This window comes from Mesorhizobium temperatum, from assembly GCF_002284575.1.
GTDB classification, from domain to species: domain Bacteria; phylum Pseudomonadota; class Alphaproteobacteria; order Rhizobiales; family Rhizobiaceae; genus Mesorhizobium; species Mesorhizobium temperatum.
The window spans coordinates 1-14335 of record NZ_NPKJ01000015.1; the positions used below are offsets into that span (position 1 = coordinate 1).

Below are 14335 nucleotides of genomic sequence, written 5' to 3' on the forward strand. Positions count from 1 at the left end.
TCGCCCGAAGCCAGGGGCCGCTCCGAGCGGATGTTCTCCACTTTGCAGGATCGGCTGCCTAAGGAACTGGCGCTGGCCGGCATTGCTGATATCCAGGCCGCCAACCGCTTCATCGCACAGACCTATCTGCCGGCTCACAATACCCGCTTCGCCAGGCCGGCCGCGGTCGAAGACAGCGCCTTTGTCGCCGCCGACCCGCAACAATTGGCTCAGATCCTGTGCATCGAGGAGGAGCGCGTCGTTGCCCGCGACAACACGATCGCCTTCGCGCGGCTGCGATTGCAGCTGCCGCAGAGCCCGATCCGACATCACTTCGTCAAAGCCACGGTCAAGATCAGGCACTACCCAGATGGCACGCTCGCGGTCTTCCATGGCCCCCGCCGCATTGCTCGATACATGCCTGACGGCGCCGCAATCCAAGAGACCTGCCGCACAGGGCAGGCCGCGTGAACCGCTTCGACGCAAAACTGAAGCGGACAAATGATGTGCTACCAAAACCGGACAACTTGAAAAGCTACCGACACCGGGGCATTTGCAGCGCCGTTCACGTTTTGATCTGTGCCGTCAGGCCGAATCATCTATGCTGCCCAATATGAATGACCTGACCACCATCCTGTCCGAACCAATCGCCCGGCTCGGCGCCACCACGATCACGCTCGGTCACGCACTGGCATTCGGCGCGATCCTGTTTCTGGGCCTGTTCGTGGCGCTCGTCGTCGCGCTCTGGCGCTCGGCCAAGGCGCGTGCGGTGGCTGCCGCCGAAGCCGCCGACCACGCCCGTGACGCGGAGGCGCGGATGGCCGGCATTTTGCAAAGCCAGGCCGAGATGCAGGGCCGCATGGGCGCCATCGCCGAAGTGTTCGGGGCGCGGCAGGCCGAACTCACACAATCGATCGGTCAACGCCTCGACGCGATGACCGGCCGTCTCGGCCAGACCATGACCGAGCAGACGAAATCGACGCATGAGAGCCTCGCCAGACTGCAGGAGCGGCTGGCGGTCATCGATACGGCGCAGGGCAACATCCAGTCACTCGCCGGCCAGGTCGTTCAGCTTCAGGCGATCCTCTCCAACAAGCAGACGCGCGGCGCCTTCGGCCAGTCGCGCATGGAGGCGATCGTCGCCGACGGCCTGCCGCACGGTGCCTACGAATTCCAGGCGACCTTGTCGAATGGCAGCCGGCCCGACTGCCTGGTGAAGATGCCGAATGGCGCGCCCGCACTTGCCATCGACGCCAAGTTTCCGCTGGAAGCCTGGAACGCCATCCGTGCCGCCGAAGGCGTCGATTTGCAGAAGGTCGCAGCACAAGCGTTTCGGCGCGACATCGAGGTGCACGTCCGCGATATTTCAGAAAAATACCTGATCCAGGGCGAGACGCAGGACACCGCCTTCATGTTCGTGCCGTCGGAATCGGTGTTCGCGGAGATCCACGAGAATTTCGAGGGGGTTGTCCACAAGGCGCACCGTGCCCGAATCGTCATCGTCTCGCCGTCGCTGCTGATGCTGTCGATCCAGGTCATCCAGGCGATCCTCAAGGACGCCCGCATGCGCGAGCAGGCGCATCTGATCCAGGGCGAAGTCATCCGGCTGATGGAGGATGTCTCGCGCCTCGACGAGCGGGTGCGCAAGCTGCAGAGCCATTTCAGCCAGTCGGCCAAGGATATCGACGATATCCTCGTCTCGACGTCGAAGGTGACCAAGCGCGGCCAGAAGATCGAGGCGCTGGAGTTCGGCGCGCAGCCGACGGAAGGCGACGCCGGATCGGCCGAGACGACACATGGGGCCGGCGCGAAGGCCGAAGCGGGTGCGCGCGTCGCCGACTCCAAGACCGGTCAGCTGAGACTAAGGGTCGTCGAAGGCGACGAGTGAGAGGCTATTGCTCCTCGACGGTCGTCATGCCTTCGAACTCCGGCAGCCAGTGCAGCGCCGAGCGGTGCCAGATCTGTTTTCTCGGGATCAGTTGTTCGCGCTGCCGCGCCGTGCCGACCCTGATACCGTAGACTTTCGGCCCCTCGCCGACCGACGTGGCATAGAGATGCGAACCGCACTCGCCGCAAAAAGCCTGGGCGCGCCTGGCGCCGCTCGCGGCGGTCTTGATGTAGATCTTCGGCGTGCCCTTGGTGATCCGGTAGTGATCCTCCGGCGCCGGCACGGTCACCCGAAACGCCGTTCCGGTCAGCTGCTGACAATCGATGCAGTGACAAATACTGGTCTTGTCCGGATCGACCTGCGCCTCGTAAGTGATGGCGCCGCAATGGCACCCGCCGTCGATTTTCATCTTCGTTCCTCCCTTCAGCCGCGCCTCGACGCGTTCGAGCTTAACGGCGCAGCCGCCGCAGTTCCACAGGCATTCACAACGCGCGAAGCACCCGGCAGTTCAAGGCTGCTGCGTCGACGCCTGTTCGATGACCTCTTCCGTCCAGACCTTGAAGCCGGCCAGCGTGCCCGGTCCGAAAATATGGGTCAGCGGCACATCGGCCGCGTCGCGGCCGGAAGCGATCAGGATGCGGCCGATGCGCGGCGCATTGTTGCGCGGATCGAAGGCATGCCAGCGGCCGCCGAGATAGACCTCCATCCAGGCGGCGAAATCCATGTCCGACCACGGTTTCGGCAGGCCGATGTCGCTGATGTAGCCGGTGCAGTAGCGCGTCGGGATGTTCAAGGCGCGACAGAAGGCGACAGCGAGATGGGCGAAGTCGCGACAGACGCCGCTTTGCTCACGATAGGCCTCTGCCGCCGTGCGCGTCGGCCGCGCATTGCCGTAATTGAAAATAATGTGGTTGTGGACGAAATCGCAGACCGCCTGCACGCGTGGAATGCCGAGCGGTGTGTGGCCGAACAGCCGCCACGCCTCGCTCGCCAGCACGTCGCTCTCGCAATAGCGGCTGGGCAGCAGGAACAGCAGCGTGTCGGACGGCAACTCGCGCACCTCGTGCTGCCACGCCACCAGATCGCCGATCTCGAAGCTTCCGGGATCGCGGATCACCGCGTCCGTGCCGAAGGTAAAGCGCCCGGGCGGGGCGACAAGACGGTTGCACCAATTGCCGAAACTGTCGCGGTAGCTCTCGATCGGCACCGGTGGGTTCGAGGTCAGGAAATCCGGCCGATCGAGATCGGACGCGCGGGAATAGTGGACGTTGAGCATCGCGATCAACGGCGTTTCCTGCGGAAAATCGAAGCTCATCTCGCAGCCGATATGGATTCGCATTGTCGTCCTGACCGGCCTGCCGGATCATCACCCGGCGAAGGCACGGGCTGTTGCTGCAGTGCAAAAAAGATCATCGCACGGACCAGCGCGGTTTACGAGCGAATTAGAAACGGTTGACGGCCGCCGGCTGACGCAGGCGCGCCAGATTATGCCTCTTGCGGTCGGACGTTTCTCTTGGTTCATTTCGCTTGCCACAATCGGAGGAAACGAATCATGGCTAAAGGTGCGATGAAGGCGGGCAAAGAAGCCCGCAAGCCGAAGAAGGACGCAAAGAAACCCGCCGCTGCCCCGACCCTGAAAGCGCCGCCCGTCAAGGCGACCAAACTCAAGGACAAGTAAAGCCTCGGCGTTTCGGCGCAAGGTCATGACCGGCGGCATTTCAGGACCAATCGACATCCAGCGATTGGTCCTGAAATGCCGTCGGCGCTGCTGTTGATTGGGCACCCGAAATTTCTAAATCAATGCAGCGAAGACGACTTCGCGCTTTCCAAAAAGACCGGGACGACCCGCAATCCAATGGAGCGTTCCGATGTCGTGGATTCTTCTCTTCTTCGCTGGCCTGTTCGAGATCGGCTGGGCGATCGGCCTCAAATACACTGATGGCTTTTCGAAGCCGCTGCCGACTGTCCTGACGGTTGTCTCGATGGTCGTCAGTCTCGCCTTGCTCGGATTGGCACTGGAGACGCTGCCGGTCGGCACGGCCTATGCTGTGTGGACCGGCATCGGCACCGTCGGCACGGCGCTGCTTGGCATCTGGCTGCTCGGCGAGCCTGCGACCGCGATAAGGCTGGCCTGCATCGCGCTCATCGTCTGCGGCATCATGGGATTGAAACTCGCGGCCTAGTTTTGCAGCAAGGCCGCAGCACAAACGCCTTCAGGGCCGCTGCAAGGCGGCCCTGAATTTGATTGGTGAAATCGCGCTGTAAGAGCGCTAGCGAGCGGAAAAGCCCGGAGGCGTCCTGCCGGTGCGCTGCTTGCGCGCCGCATAGCGCGCGTCGCGCTTGGCCTTGCGCTCGGCCTCGTCGGCAAGCAAACGAGCGATGCGCTCGTTCTCTTCGGCTTCCCGGATCTTCGCTTCCGCCTGCGCCGCTTCTTCCGCAGCAATCCGCGCTGCTTCGGCAGCAGCTTCGCGCTCGGCCTTTTCGGCCGCTTCGCGCGCCAGCTTTTCCTGCTTCAGCTTGGCCTTTTCGGCCTCGCGTATCGCACGAGCTTCGAGGATTGCCTTGCGTTCGGCCTGTCGTGCCAGCACCGCTGGATCGTCTGCTGCCGGCTTTGCCTTGAAGCGCTCGAGAAGCGCCTTCTTTGCCTCGTTCGCGGCATTGCGCCGCTCGAAAACGTCTTTTTCCCTATAGATAGCCAAGTCCACTTCCCTGGAGTCAATTTGCGAGGCTTACATACGCGTGAAAACCCAGAGTTCAAGCGCCAAAACGGTATGCCAGCCATGAAATTCTGAGCTGTTGCAGCCGGGAGACGCCTTTTCGGCTGAATTCGGCTGAAACGGACATGCACTGTTCACCATCCGGCCCTCTGGCGGCGCGGCGGACTGGTCGCTACCTGTAGCGCGAAAAACAAAACGCCAGGATGACAGATGATGGAACTCGGTCTCTACACCTTCGCCGACGTCAGCCCGGAGCCGGGTCCCGGTGCCATCGGTGCGCATGAGCGGCTGCGCAACCTGATCGAGGAGATCGAGCTGGCCGACCAGGTCGGCCTCGACGTGTTTGGACTGGGCGAGCATCACCGTCCCGATTATGCGGCTTCAGCGCCGGTCGTGGCCCTGGCCGCAGCGGCCGAACGCACCAGGCGTATAAAGCTGACCAGCGCGGTCACCGTGCTTTCCTCCGACGATCCGGTTCGCGTCTTCCAGCAGTTCGCGACGCTCGACCTTCTATCCAGCGGCCGGGCCGAGATCATGGCTGGACGCGGCTCGTTCATCGAATCCTTTCCGCTGTTCGGCTACAATCTCGAAGACTATGACGAGCTCTTTGCCGAAAAGCTCGACCTGCTGCTTGCCATTCGCGATCATGTCAAGGTGACTTGGTCGGGCAGACTGCGCGCTCCGATCAACGATCGCGGCGTCTACCCCCGCCCGTTCCAGGATAGATTGCCGATCTGGATCGCGATTGGCGGCACGCCGCAGTCCGCCGCGCGGGCCGGCGCACTCGGCCTGCCGCTGGCGCTGGCTATCATCGGCGGCGAGCCGGCGCGGTTCGCGCCGCTGTTCGACATCTACAGGGAGGCGGCCAAACGGGCGGGCAACGATCCGGCTGATCTCGCCACCAGCCTCAATGTCCACGGGTTCATCGCCGAGACCACCGACCAGGCGGCTGACGATTTTTATGGGCCGCAGGCCGAGGTGATGAACCGCATCGGCCGCGAGCGCGGCTGGGGCCCGACGTCGAGAGCACATTTCGACCAGTCGCGCGGCCCGAACGGCGCGCTGTTCGTCGGCAATCCAGAACAGGTGGCCGAAAAGATCGTTGCCCAGCACAGGATATTCGGCAACGACCGCTTCCTGCTGCAAATGGCGATCGGCACCATGGCGCACGCCAAGGTCATGAAGGCGATCGAACTCTACGGCACCAAGGTGGCGCCAATCGTGCGCAAGGAAACGGCGAAGGCCATTCCCGCCGTGGCTGCGCCAGCCGCCTGATTCGCCGGCAAGATCGTATTAGGGCCAAGGCCGTCAACGCCGGCTGATGCGTAGATTCAAAAGTGTTAGAGCGTACTTTGTGCGTCCAAGTGGACGCACGTCGCTCTAACGGAACTTTGAAGCCGCAAAGGCGTTTCCGCCAACAGCGTACACCAATCGCAGTGTGCCGCCGAGGGCCAGAATGGAAGCCGAACCCGCCGCTTCGGGCGCCGCAGAGAGCCCGGATCCGCGCGTCGAGGCGCGTGCGGACATGCACCTGATGCGTTCGCTGCTCGTCGGCATCTTCATCCTTATGGCGATCTACGCGCTCTCCTTCGCCCGTGCCTTCTTCATGCCGGTCATCCTGGCTTTCCTGCTGGCGCTGACGCTGACGCCGATCGTCCGCTTCCTGCGCAAACACGGCATGCCCGATGTGATATCGGCGACACTGCTGGTGATGCTGTCGGTCAGCATCCTTGCCGTGGCCGGCTATCTGCTCAGCGGCCCGGTCATCGACCTCATCAATAACACCTCGGTGATTGGCCAGCAGCTGACCGAACGTCTCGCGCAACTGCGGCGTCCTTTCGAAAGGATCATGGAGATTTCGCGGCAGATAGAGGGACTGACGCAGACCTCCCAAGGGCCGGGCGTCCAGAGGGTAGCCATGGCGCAATCCGGCCTTCTCCCACAAGCCGCCAGCAATTTGCTGTCGGCGGGCACCAGCCTCATCATCGTCTTCGTCCTGTCGCTGTTCCTGCTCGCCTCCGGCACGATGTTCTATGAGAAGATCGTCGAATCCTTCCCCAGTCTCAGCGAAAAGAAGCGGGCACTGCGCGTCGTCTATGACGTCGAACGTGAAATCTCGCACTACCTGCTTACCGTCGCCGTCATCAATACATGCCTGGGCGTGGTCATCGGACTCGGCCTCTGGGCACTCGGCATGCCCAACCCGCAGGTCTGGGGCGCAGCAGCGGCTCTGCTCAATTTCCTGCCCTATATCGGGGCGCTGATTACGATCACGCTTGTTACGATCATCGCGCTGATCAGCTTCGACAGCATCTCCTACGCGCTGCTGGCGCCGGCCTTCGTGCTGTTGTGCGATACCGTCGAAGGCCAATTTGTGACGCCGACGGTGGTCGGCCGGCGCCTAGAGATCAACGCCGTGGCGATCCTCATCGCCATTGCCTTCTGGTCCTGGCTGTGGGGTTTCGTCGGCGCGCTGATGGCGGTGCCGCTGCTGGTCGTCATCAAGGTGTTCTGCGATCATTTCGGCGGCCTCAGCCACGTCGGCAATTTCCTGGCGGCGCAGCATGCGGCGGTTGAAGAAGAACTCATCGAGGAGATGGACAGCGCTGCAGCGCAAACCGGCGCGCGGCGTTTGCGGCGCCCGGATTGAATGCCTATATCGAGCCGGTCAAAGCCGGGCTCCCTTCCATGACCGAGATCTCCTTCGACATCGACGCCTATTTCGCCCGCATCGGATACACCGGCTTGAGGGACACTTCGCTGGAAACGCTGAAGTCGCTCCACCTCTTACACCCGCAGGCAATCCCGTTCGAAAATCTCGATCCGTTTCTAGGCCACCCGGTTCGTCTCGATCTCGCCTCGCTGCAGGAAAAGATCGTCGCTCGGGGTCGCGGCGGCTATTGCTTCGAGCACAATCTCATTTTCATGCATGTGCTGAAGGAGCTTGGCTTCGCCGTCAGCGGCCTTGCTGCACGCGTTCTTTGGGGCCAGCCCGATGATGCCATAACCGCACGGAGCCATATGTTGGTGCGCGTCGAACTCGACGGCCGAACCTATATCGCCGATGTCGGCTTCGGCGGGCTGACGCTGACAGCGCCGCTCCTGCTTCGACCGGGTCTTGAGCAAAAGACCCCACACGAGACATTCCGCATGGTTGCGACAGGCGATCATTTTCGGCTGCAGGCCAATGTCGGCGGCGACTGGCGGACAATTTACCGCTTCGACATGCAGCAGAACTATGAGGTCGACTATTCGGTCAGCAACCATTTCCTGTCGACCCACCCAACCTCGCACTTCCTTTCCTCCGTAATCGCGGCACGAGCCTTGCCGGGCCGCCGTTATGCGCTCCGCAACAACCGGCTGTCGACGCATCATCTCGGCGGCCGTACCGAGCAGATCGAGATAGGGACAGCCGCCGAACTCGCCGACGTGCTGGAAGGCCCGCTCGAAATCGCCATTCCCGACCGTGCAGCCTTCGAGGCCATAGCGCGACAGAAGAAAATCCTGGAGGCCTAAGACGCCATGACCGCTCTTTCCGTTCTCGACCTGTCGCCAATCGTCGAAGGCAGCAACGCTTCGCAATCACTCGCCAATTCGCTCGATCTCGCCCGCCATGCCGAGCGGCTGGGATACAAGCGCTACTGGCTGGCCGAGCATCACAATATGCCGGGCATCGCCAGCGCCGCCACCTCCGTCGTCATTGCCCATGTCGCCGGCGGCACCAGGACGATACGCGTCGGCGCCGGCGGCATCATGCTGCCCAACCATTCGCCGCTGGTCATCGCCGAGCAGTTCGGCACGCTGGCGGCATTGCATCCCGGCCGCATCGACCTCGGCCTCGGCCGGGCGCCGGGCACCGACATGGGCACGGCGCGCGCGCTGCGCCGCAACCTCGAGGCCGGCGCCGACAGTTTCCCGCAGGATGTCGTCGAACTGATGGGCTATTTCCAGCCGGCCGGAGACAGTCAGCGTATCCGCGCCGTGCCCGGCGAGGGCGAGCAGGTGCCGATCTGGATTTTGGGCTCAAGCCTCTATGGCGCACAGCTCGCAGCCATGCTCGGCCTGCCCTACGCCTTCGCCTCGCATTTCGCACCGGCCGAACTTGACCACGCGCTGGAAGTCTACCGCTCGCGCTTCCAGCCGTCGAAACAGCTCGACAAGCCCTATATCATGCTCGGCCTCAACGTCTTCGCTGCACCCTCCGACGCCGAGGCGCGGCTGTTGTTCACTTCGCTGCAGCAGGCCTTCGTCAATCTGCGCACCGGCCGGCCCGGCCGACTGCCGCCGCCGGTCGAAGGGTACGAGCGCGACCTCGACCCGATGGCCAAAACCATGCTTGGCCAGGCGCTGTCCTGCGCCGTCGTCGGCGCCCCGGAAACGGTCGGGCAAGGCATCGAGGCGTTCGTGCAGCGCACCGGCGCCGACGAGCTGATGGTCACCGCGCAGATTTTCGACCACGCAGCGCGGGTGCGGTCGTTCGAGATCCTGGCCGACGTCAACAAATCGCTGTCGGAAGCGGCCTGACATTCTTTCCGAGATTGCGAAGGCGCCTTAAGCGCTGACGCTTTGTGCGATCGCGCCCAAGGGCGCCCCAAGTGGCCGGCATGAATTGCGGATCATCAGGCGTCCCTTGAGCGCCAGCTTGCGCGGCGGCGCGTCCCTGTTTCCGGCGAGCCGGTCGAGCAGCAGATTGGCCGCCTGCTCGCCGATCGCCTTGACCGGTTGTGCGACCGTGGTCAGTTGCGGCTGGAACACGTCCGACCATGGAAAATCGTCGAAGCAGGCGACCGAAATATCCTCGGGGCAGGACAGTCCGATATCGCGGATCGCCTTCATGGTGCCGATCACCATCGGGTTGTTGGCCGAGAAGATCGCGCTCGGGCGGTCGTGCAGCGAAAGCAGCTGCATCGTCGCGTTGTAGCCGTCGACTTCATGGAAATTGCCGAAGCGGACGAGCTCATTCTCAACCGGCAGACCGGCGGCCTGGAGTGCCTCGCGATACCCTGTCATGCGGTCATGCATGGGCGAGATGTCGAACGAGCCGGAGATGTAGCCGATCCGCCGGTGGCCGAGATCGATCAGATAGCTGATGGCGTCGAACACTGCGCGCTGGTTGTCGAGAACGACGGTGTCGGTATCGACGCCTTCGCAAACGCGGTCGAGCAGCACCACCGGCACCTTGGCGTCGTCGACAATTCTCTTCAGGATCGCGCCGTCGCCAACGCGCGCGACGATCAGCCCGTCGACCATCCGGTCGAGCAGCAGCCTGATCTGGTCATCCTGCGTGTTCAGATCCTCGTCCGTGCAGCACAGCATAACCGCATAGCCGGCGCGGTCGAATGCCTGCTGGATAACCGAAACGACATCGGTGAAGAACGGATTGGTGATGTGGGGAACGGTAAGCCCGATGGTGCGGGTCGTACCCATCTTCAGGCTGCGGGCAATCGCGTTGCGCTTATAGCCGATGTCGCGGATCGCCTGTTCGATGCGCTGGCTGAGCTCGGGACTGACGGTCGCGGTGCCGTTGATCAGCGCCGAGACGGTGGCGACCGAAACACGCGCCGCTTCAGCCACGTGCAGCATGGTCGGGGCCGTGGACTTTCGCTGCTTTTTTCGCCCTGACGCCATCATTTTCGAAACGTTTCACCGCCCTCTGGCTGCAATACCTACGGAATCTCGCAGATTTGCGCAAGAATTGAAATGCATCAATCCCGCCTCATCAGATACCGGCTTGACATGATCGAAACGTTTAGATTAGCGTTTGGGACATTCGACGACGACGGAAGGGAGGCCGTTCTTGTCATGGAGCCTGGCAATTCCAGCACGTCCGGAGATGTTGCGGCTGACGCCGGCCCGGCCGTCGTTCTGAACGCCGAGCACATCTCCAAGACCTTCGGCGGCATCGCCGCACTTGTCGATGTCGGCTTCGACCTGCGGCGCGGCGAGGTTCATGCGCTGATGGGGGAAAACGGCGCCGGCAAGTCGACGCTGATGAAAATCCTCTCCGGCATCTATACGAATTACGACGGAACGGTGAACGTCGATGCCCATCCGGTCCGTTTCGCCGGGGTCCGCGACGCCGAGCATGCCGGCATCGCCATCATCCACCAGGAGCTCAATCTCGTCCCCGAGCTCAGCGTTGCGGATAATATCTTTCTGGGGCGCGAGAAGCTGATCGCCGGACTTATCGTCGACCGCAAGGCAAGCAGCCATGCCGCCGGCGCCCTGCTGCAGAGGCTCGGCATCGAGCTCAACCCGGAAGCGCGGGTCGGCAGCTTGCGCGTCGGCGAGCAGCAGCTGGTCGAGATCGCCAAGGCACTGTCGATGTCGGCGCGCATCCTGATCATGGACGAGCCTACTTCCGCGCTTTCGCCGGCCGAATGCCAAAGGCTGTTTCGGATCATCCGCCAACTCGCCGACAACGGGGTGGCGATCGTCTACATCTCGCACCGCATCGACGAGGTCATGCATCTGGCCGGCCGGGTCACCGTGTTTCGCGATGGACGCCACGTGCTGACCGAGGCGATGGCAAAGCTCGACGAAAACACCATCATTTCGGCGATGGTCGGGCGAAACCTGCTTGCCTCTTCCCAGGAAGAGCGTGGCGCCAGCGGCAAGGTCGTCCTCTCCGTAAGCGGCCTATCGCTGTCGAAACCAGACCGGCACGGCTGGCGCACCGCGCTCGACGGCGTCGGCTTCGATCTTGCCGCCGGGGAAATTCTGGGGATAGGCGGGCTGCTCGGCTCGGGACGCACCGAAATCCTGGAGACCATCTTCGGTTCCAGCGGCGGCCGTGCCGGCGGCGAAATCCGGCTCGACGGCGAGCCGGTGGAAATCCGTTCGCCGCGTGACGCCCGCCGGCTCGGCATCGCTCTGGTGACCGAGGACCGCAAGACGCAAGGCCTGCATCTTCAGGCCTCGATTACCGACAATGTCGCGCTGCCGCTGGTCGGCGCGCTGGCGCGGTTCGGGCTTCGCTCGCGGGCCGCCGAGCAAGGCCTGGCGCGGCACGCGGTCAAGGCGCTCGGCATTCGCTGCGGGACCATCGAGCAGCCGGCCGGCACACTGTCCGGCGGCAACCAGCAGAAGGTCGTCATCGGCAAATGGCTGGCGACGCGGCCGCGGGTGCTGTTGCTGGACGAGCCGACACGCGGCATCGATGTCGGCGCCAAGCGGGAGATCTACGATCTCATTTTCAAGCTGGCGCGAGACGGCCTCGCCATCGCCGTCATCAGCTCGGAATTGCCGGAACTGCTGCACCTTTCCGATCGCATCCTGGTCATGGCCGATGGTCGCCAGACAGGGATCCTCTCGCGCGCGCAAGCCAGTGAGGAGGCCATCATGCGGCTCGCGGCGCCGCGTCGGACCGTATCGAGACCTGCCGCATGAGCATCTTGAACATCCTGTCCCGAACGAAGCTTTATTGGGGCCTGATCGCCATCTTCCTGATCGGCGTGCTGGGCTCGCCGATCAGCTCCAAGGGCAACAACATCTTCCTGTCCTACGGCAATCTGCTCGATGTCCTGCGCCAGGTGTCGACCACCGGCCTGATCGCCACCGGCATGACAGCGGTGATCATCACCGGCGGCATCGATCTTTCCGTCGGCTCGCTGATGGCGATCTGCACCGTGGTCTGCGCCATGCTGCTGACGGTTCCGGGCGTCACGCCGGCGGTGGTGCTGGGGGTGCCGACGGTTGCGGTAGTCGCCCTTTGCCTCGGCATTCTGGTCACCCGCTTCATCTTCCTGAACATCGAAAAATCCCGCGCCGGCCCGCAGGCCACCCACGCCATCAGGCTGGATAGCGTTCGTGGGCTGGTCACGCCCGGCATTGTCGGGGTGATCCTCTGCAGTCTCGTGCTGTGGTACCTGCTGCCGCAGGTAGGCTCAAAATTCGGCGTGGTCGGCGTATTGCTGGTGGCGCCTTGCGTCGGCCTGCTGTTCGGCGCACTCAACGGCTTCATCATCGTTGCCGGGCGGCTGCAGCCTTTCATCGTCACGCTGGCGATGATGGTGACGGCGCTCGGCATCGCCCGGCTGACTGCCGGCCAGAACAATGCGGTGCTGCCGGTCTACACCGGGTCGAACGCCACCGCCGATTTCGAGATGCTGCGTTCGCTGGTGTTCGGCGTGGTCCCGATGCCGGGCCTGTTCTTCCTCGGAGCGATCCTGATCTACGGCGCGGTGCTGCGCTTCACCCCGTTCGGCCGCTACGTCTATGCAATCGGCGGCAATGAAGAGGCGGCACGGCTGTCCGGCATCGCCGCCGGCCGCGTCAAGATCGCCACCTACGCCATGTCCGGGCTGCTGGCCGGCGTGGCGGCGGTGCTCTATGTCGCGCAATACAGGCAAGGCAAGCCGGATGCCGGCGCCGGGCTGGAGCTCGATGCCATCGCCGCCGTGGTCATCGGCGGCACCAGCCTGATGGGCGGACGCGGCAGCCTCATCGGCACATTCTGCGGCGTGCTGATCTTCGGACTGCTCTCGAACATCCTGCAATTGCACAACATCAATTCGAACCTTCAGCTCGTACTGAAGGGGATGATCATCATCGGCACCGTGCTCGTCCAGGAGCGCAATGCCGTTGATCTTCTCTTCTATCTGCGCCTGGCATTTGCGCCTCTCTGGGGCGGGCAGGCGCACAAGGAAACGACCGCAGCAAAGCGGCCGTCAAAAGAGACCCCGTCTCTAAATCTTGGAGGAAACAAGAAATGAAACGACGTGAATTGCTGAAGCTCGCCGCTGTCACCGCGGCACTGCTGACCACGACCGCGCTTTTGGCCAGCGGCAACGCCTACGCGCAGGACAAGAAGTGGAAGATCGGCTTCTCGCAGGTGACGACCATCGAGCCCTGGCGCGCCCAGTTCAACAAGGACATCCTGGCTGAGGCCGCCAAGCATCCGGAAGTCGAGCTGATCGTAACCGACGGCGAGGACAAGACGGAAAAGCAGGTCGCCGATGTCGAAAACCTGATCCGCCAGGAGGTCGACGCGCTGCTGGTGTCACCGAAGGAATCCGCCGGCTTGACCGGCGTCGTGCAGCAGGCGATCGACGCCAAGATCCCGGTCTTCGTGCTCGACCGCAACGTCGAGACCAAGGACTACACGCAGTTCGTCGGCGGCGACAACAAGCTGATCGGCCGGGCTGCCGGTGAATACGCCGTCGAATTGCTCGGCGGCAAGGGCAAGGCCGCCGGCAATGTCGTCGAGATCTGGGGCGGAATGGGTACCCAGCCGGCACATGACCGCCATGACGGCTTCCATGAATTCACTGACAAGGAGCCGGGCATAAAATATTTGCTCGACCAGCAGTCGGGCGACTGGAAGCAGGACCAGGCTTACAACATCATGGCCACGGCACTGCGCAACAACGAGAAGATCGACCTCGTCTATGGTCACAACGATCCGATGGCCTACGGCGCCTATCTTGCCGCCAAGGATGTCGGCCGCGAGAAGGACATCAAGTTCATCGGCATCGACGGCCTGCCCAATGAAGGCGTGCAGCTTGTTGCCAATGGTGAGCTGACGGCGACGTTCACCTATGTGACACCAGGTGCCGAAGGGCTGCGGCAGGCGATCAAGTTTCTGAACGGCGAGAAGGTCGAAAAGACCATCACGCTGCCGACGCAGAAGATCACCATGGAAAATGCCGCCCAGATCCTGAAGGAGCACGGGCTCTGAGACGAAGTCGTCGATGACGGCGCCCCTCTCCCCGTTCTACGGGGAGAGGATGCCGGCAGGCAGGTGAGGGGC

At 63.1% G+C, this 14335-nt stretch carries 16 protein-coding genes; 12 read left to right on the forward strand and 4 right to left on the reverse strand.

Annotation, left to right across the window (positions count from 1 at the left end; translation table 11 throughout):
* Both CIT26_RS36400 and CIT26_RS02960 read left to right on the forward strand, forming a co-directional pair.
* Positions 1–450: transposase family protein (locus tag CIT26_RS36400; protein WP_483423507.1), on the forward strand; the 450-nt coding region annotated here is incomplete at its 5' end.
* A 142-nt stretch (positions 451–592) separates the two neighbouring features.
* A complete protein-coding gene (locus CIT26_RS02960; RefSeq protein WP_095491300.1) occupies positions 593–1867 on the forward strand; it encodes a DNA recombination protein RmuC in 1275 nt (424 codons plus the stop codon).
* A 4-nt stretch (positions 1868–1871) separates the two neighbouring features.
* On the opposite strand, the gene CIT26_RS02965 is transcribed toward CIT26_RS02960, so the two are convergent.
* Both CIT26_RS02965 and CIT26_RS02970 read right to left on the reverse strand, forming a co-directional pair.
* A complete protein-coding gene (locus tag CIT26_RS02965) occupies positions 1872–2276 on the reverse strand; it encodes a GFA family protein (RefSeq protein WP_095491174.1) in 405 nt (134 codons plus the stop codon).
* 99 nt (positions 2277–2375) lie between these two features.
* Positions 2376–3206: a transglutaminase-like domain-containing protein gene (locus CIT26_RS02970; protein WP_095491175.1), complete on the reverse strand. Its 831-nt coding sequence runs from the start codon at positions 3204–3206 to the stop codon at positions 2376–2378.
* On the opposite strand from CIT26_RS02970, the gene CIT26_RS36405 reads away from it, so the two are divergent.
* From CIT26_RS36405 to sugE, 3 genes are all read left to right on the forward strand, one after another.
* Positions 3136–3438 carry a hypothetical protein gene (locus CIT26_RS36405; RefSeq protein ID WP_167391261.1) on the forward strand — a complete coding sequence of 101 codons (303 nt, stop codon included), beginning with the start codon at positions 3136–3138 and terminating at the stop codon, positions 3436–3438. The two genes, CIT26_RS02970 and CIT26_RS36405, sit on opposite strands and share 71 nt — an antisense overlap.
* The gene (locus CIT26_RS38180; protein ID WP_023801558.1) at positions 3420–3545 is read left to right on the forward strand and encodes a hypothetical protein; all 126 of its coding nucleotides are present in this window, start codon (positions 3420–3422) and stop codon (positions 3543–3545) included. Before CIT26_RS36405 ends, CIT26_RS38180 begins: the two co-directional genes overlap by 19 nt.
* Positions 3546–3735: 190 nt before the next feature.
* Positions 3736–4050 (forward strand): quaternary ammonium compound efflux SMR transporter SugE, encoded by a 315-nt coding sequence (gene sugE, locus CIT26_RS02980; RefSeq protein WP_095491176.1) that lies wholly within the window; start codon positions 3736–3738, stop codon positions 4048–4050.
* A gap of 87 nt (positions 4051–4137) precedes the next feature.
* Here sugE and CIT26_RS02985 read toward each other — a convergent pair whose 3' ends face one another.
* Positions 4138–4566 (reverse strand): DUF6481 family protein, encoded by a 429-nt coding sequence (locus tag CIT26_RS02985; RefSeq protein WP_095491177.1) that lies wholly within the window; start codon positions 4564–4566, stop codon positions 4138–4140.
* Positions 4567–4797: 231 nt separating this feature from the next.
* On the opposite strand from CIT26_RS02985, the gene CIT26_RS02990 reads away from it, so the two are divergent.
* The 4 genes from CIT26_RS02990 to CIT26_RS03005 all read left to right on the forward strand — a co-directional run bounded on the left by CIT26_RS02990 (position 4798) and on the right by CIT26_RS03005 (position 9108).
* The gene (locus CIT26_RS02990; protein ID WP_095491301.1) at positions 4798–5859 is read left to right on the forward strand and encodes an LLM class flavin-dependent oxidoreductase; all 1062 of its coding nucleotides are present in this window, start codon (positions 4798–4800) and stop codon (positions 5857–5859) included.
* Between the two features lie 181 nt (positions 5860–6040).
* On the forward strand, positions 6041–7234 hold the full coding sequence (locus CIT26_RS02995) for an AI-2E family transporter (protein ID WP_095491178.1): 1194 nt from the start codon (positions 6041–6043) through the stop codon (positions 7232–7234).
* A 38-nt stretch (positions 7235–7272) separates the two neighbouring features.
* On the forward strand, positions 7273–8100 hold the full coding sequence (locus CIT26_RS03000; RefSeq protein WP_095491302.1) for an arylamine N-acetyltransferase family protein: 828 nt from the start codon (positions 7273–7275) through the stop codon (positions 8098–8100).
* A gap of 6 nt (positions 8101–8106) precedes the next feature.
* On the forward strand, positions 8107–9108 hold the full coding sequence (locus CIT26_RS03005; RefSeq protein ID WP_095491179.1) for an LLM class flavin-dependent oxidoreductase: 1002 nt from the start codon (positions 8107–8109) through the stop codon (positions 9106–9108).
* A 27-nt stretch (positions 9109–9135) separates the two neighbouring features.
* Here the strand turns inward: CIT26_RS03005 and CIT26_RS03010 are convergent, their stop codons facing one another.
* Entirely contained in the window at positions 9136–10167 is a 1032-nt protein-coding gene (locus tag CIT26_RS03010) for a LacI family DNA-binding transcriptional regulator (protein WP_095491180.1), read from the reverse strand.
* Positions 10168–10386: 219 nt separating this feature from the next.
* Here CIT26_RS03010 and CIT26_RS03015 point away from each other — a divergent pair, with 219 nt between their 5' ends.
* From CIT26_RS03015 to CIT26_RS03025, 3 genes are read left to right on the forward strand one after another with little or no spacing between them, the layout of a single operon-like run.
* The gene (locus CIT26_RS03015) at positions 10387–11973 is read left to right on the forward strand and encodes a sugar ABC transporter ATP-binding protein (protein WP_095491303.1); all 1587 of its coding nucleotides are present in this window, start codon (positions 10387–10389) and stop codon (positions 11971–11973) included.
* Positions 11970–13298, forward strand: coding sequence for an ABC transporter permease (locus tag CIT26_RS03020; protein ID WP_095491181.1), 1329 nt, complete (start codon positions 11970–11972; stop codon positions 13296–13298). The genes CIT26_RS03015 and CIT26_RS03020 overlap by 4 nt, the downstream gene beginning before the upstream one ends.
* Positions 13295–14263, forward strand: coding sequence for a substrate-binding domain-containing protein (locus CIT26_RS03025; protein ID WP_095491182.1), 969 nt, complete (start codon positions 13295–13297; stop codon positions 14261–14263). Before CIT26_RS03020 ends, CIT26_RS03025 begins: the two co-directional genes overlap by 4 nt.
* Positions 14264–14335 lie beyond the last annotated feature (72 nt).

What these genes read in the sequence shown, in the direction of transcription:
- CIT26_RS02960 (WP_095491300.1), top strand. Translation starts at nt 593, where the DNA reads ATGAATGACCTGACCACCATCCTGTCCGAACCAATCGCCCGGCTCGGC.
- CIT26_RS02965 (WP_095491174.1), bottom strand. Translation starts at nt 2,276, where the DNA reads ATGAAAATCGACGGCGGGTGCCATTGCGGCGCCATCACTTACGAGGCG.
- CIT26_RS02970 (WP_095491175.1), bottom strand. Translation starts at nt 3,206, where the DNA reads ATGCGAATCCATATCGGCTGCGAGATGAGCTTCGATTTTCCGCAGGAA.
- CIT26_RS38180 (WP_023801558.1), top strand. Translation starts at nt 3,420, where the DNA reads ATGGCTAAAGGTGCGATGAAGGCGGGCAAAGAAGCCCGCAAGCCGAAG.
- sugE (WP_095491176.1), top strand. Translation starts at nt 3,736, where the DNA reads ATGTCGTGGATTCTTCTCTTCTTCGCTGGCCTGTTCGAGATCGGCTGG.
- CIT26_RS02990 (WP_095491301.1), top strand. Translation starts at nt 4,798, where the DNA reads ATGGAACTCGGTCTCTACACCTTCGCCGACGTCAGCCCGGAGCCGGGT.
- CIT26_RS02995 (WP_095491178.1), top strand. Translation starts at nt 6,041, where the DNA reads ATGGAAGCCGAACCCGCCGCTTCGGGCGCCGCAGAGAGCCCGGATCCG.
- CIT26_RS03000 (WP_095491302.1), top strand. Translation starts at nt 7,273, where the DNA reads ATGACCGAGATCTCCTTCGACATCGACGCCTATTTCGCCCGCATCGGA.
- CIT26_RS03005 (WP_095491179.1), top strand. Translation starts at nt 8,107, where the DNA reads ATGACCGCTCTTTCCGTTCTCGACCTGTCGCCAATCGTCGAAGGCAGC.
- CIT26_RS03010 (WP_095491180.1), bottom strand. Translation starts at nt 10,167, where the DNA reads ATGCTGCACGTGGCTGAAGCGGCGCGTGTTTCGGTCGCCACCGTCTCG.
- CIT26_RS03015 (WP_095491303.1), top strand. Translation starts at nt 10,387, where the DNA reads ATGGAGCCTGGCAATTCCAGCACGTCCGGAGATGTTGCGGCTGACGCC.
- CIT26_RS03020 (WP_095491181.1), top strand. Translation starts at nt 11,970, where the DNA reads ATGAGCATCTTGAACATCCTGTCCCGAACGAAGCTTTATTGGGGCCTG.
- CIT26_RS03025 (WP_095491182.1), top strand. Translation starts at nt 13,295, where the DNA reads ATGAAACGACGTGAATTGCTGAAGCTCGCCGCTGTCACCGCGGCACTG.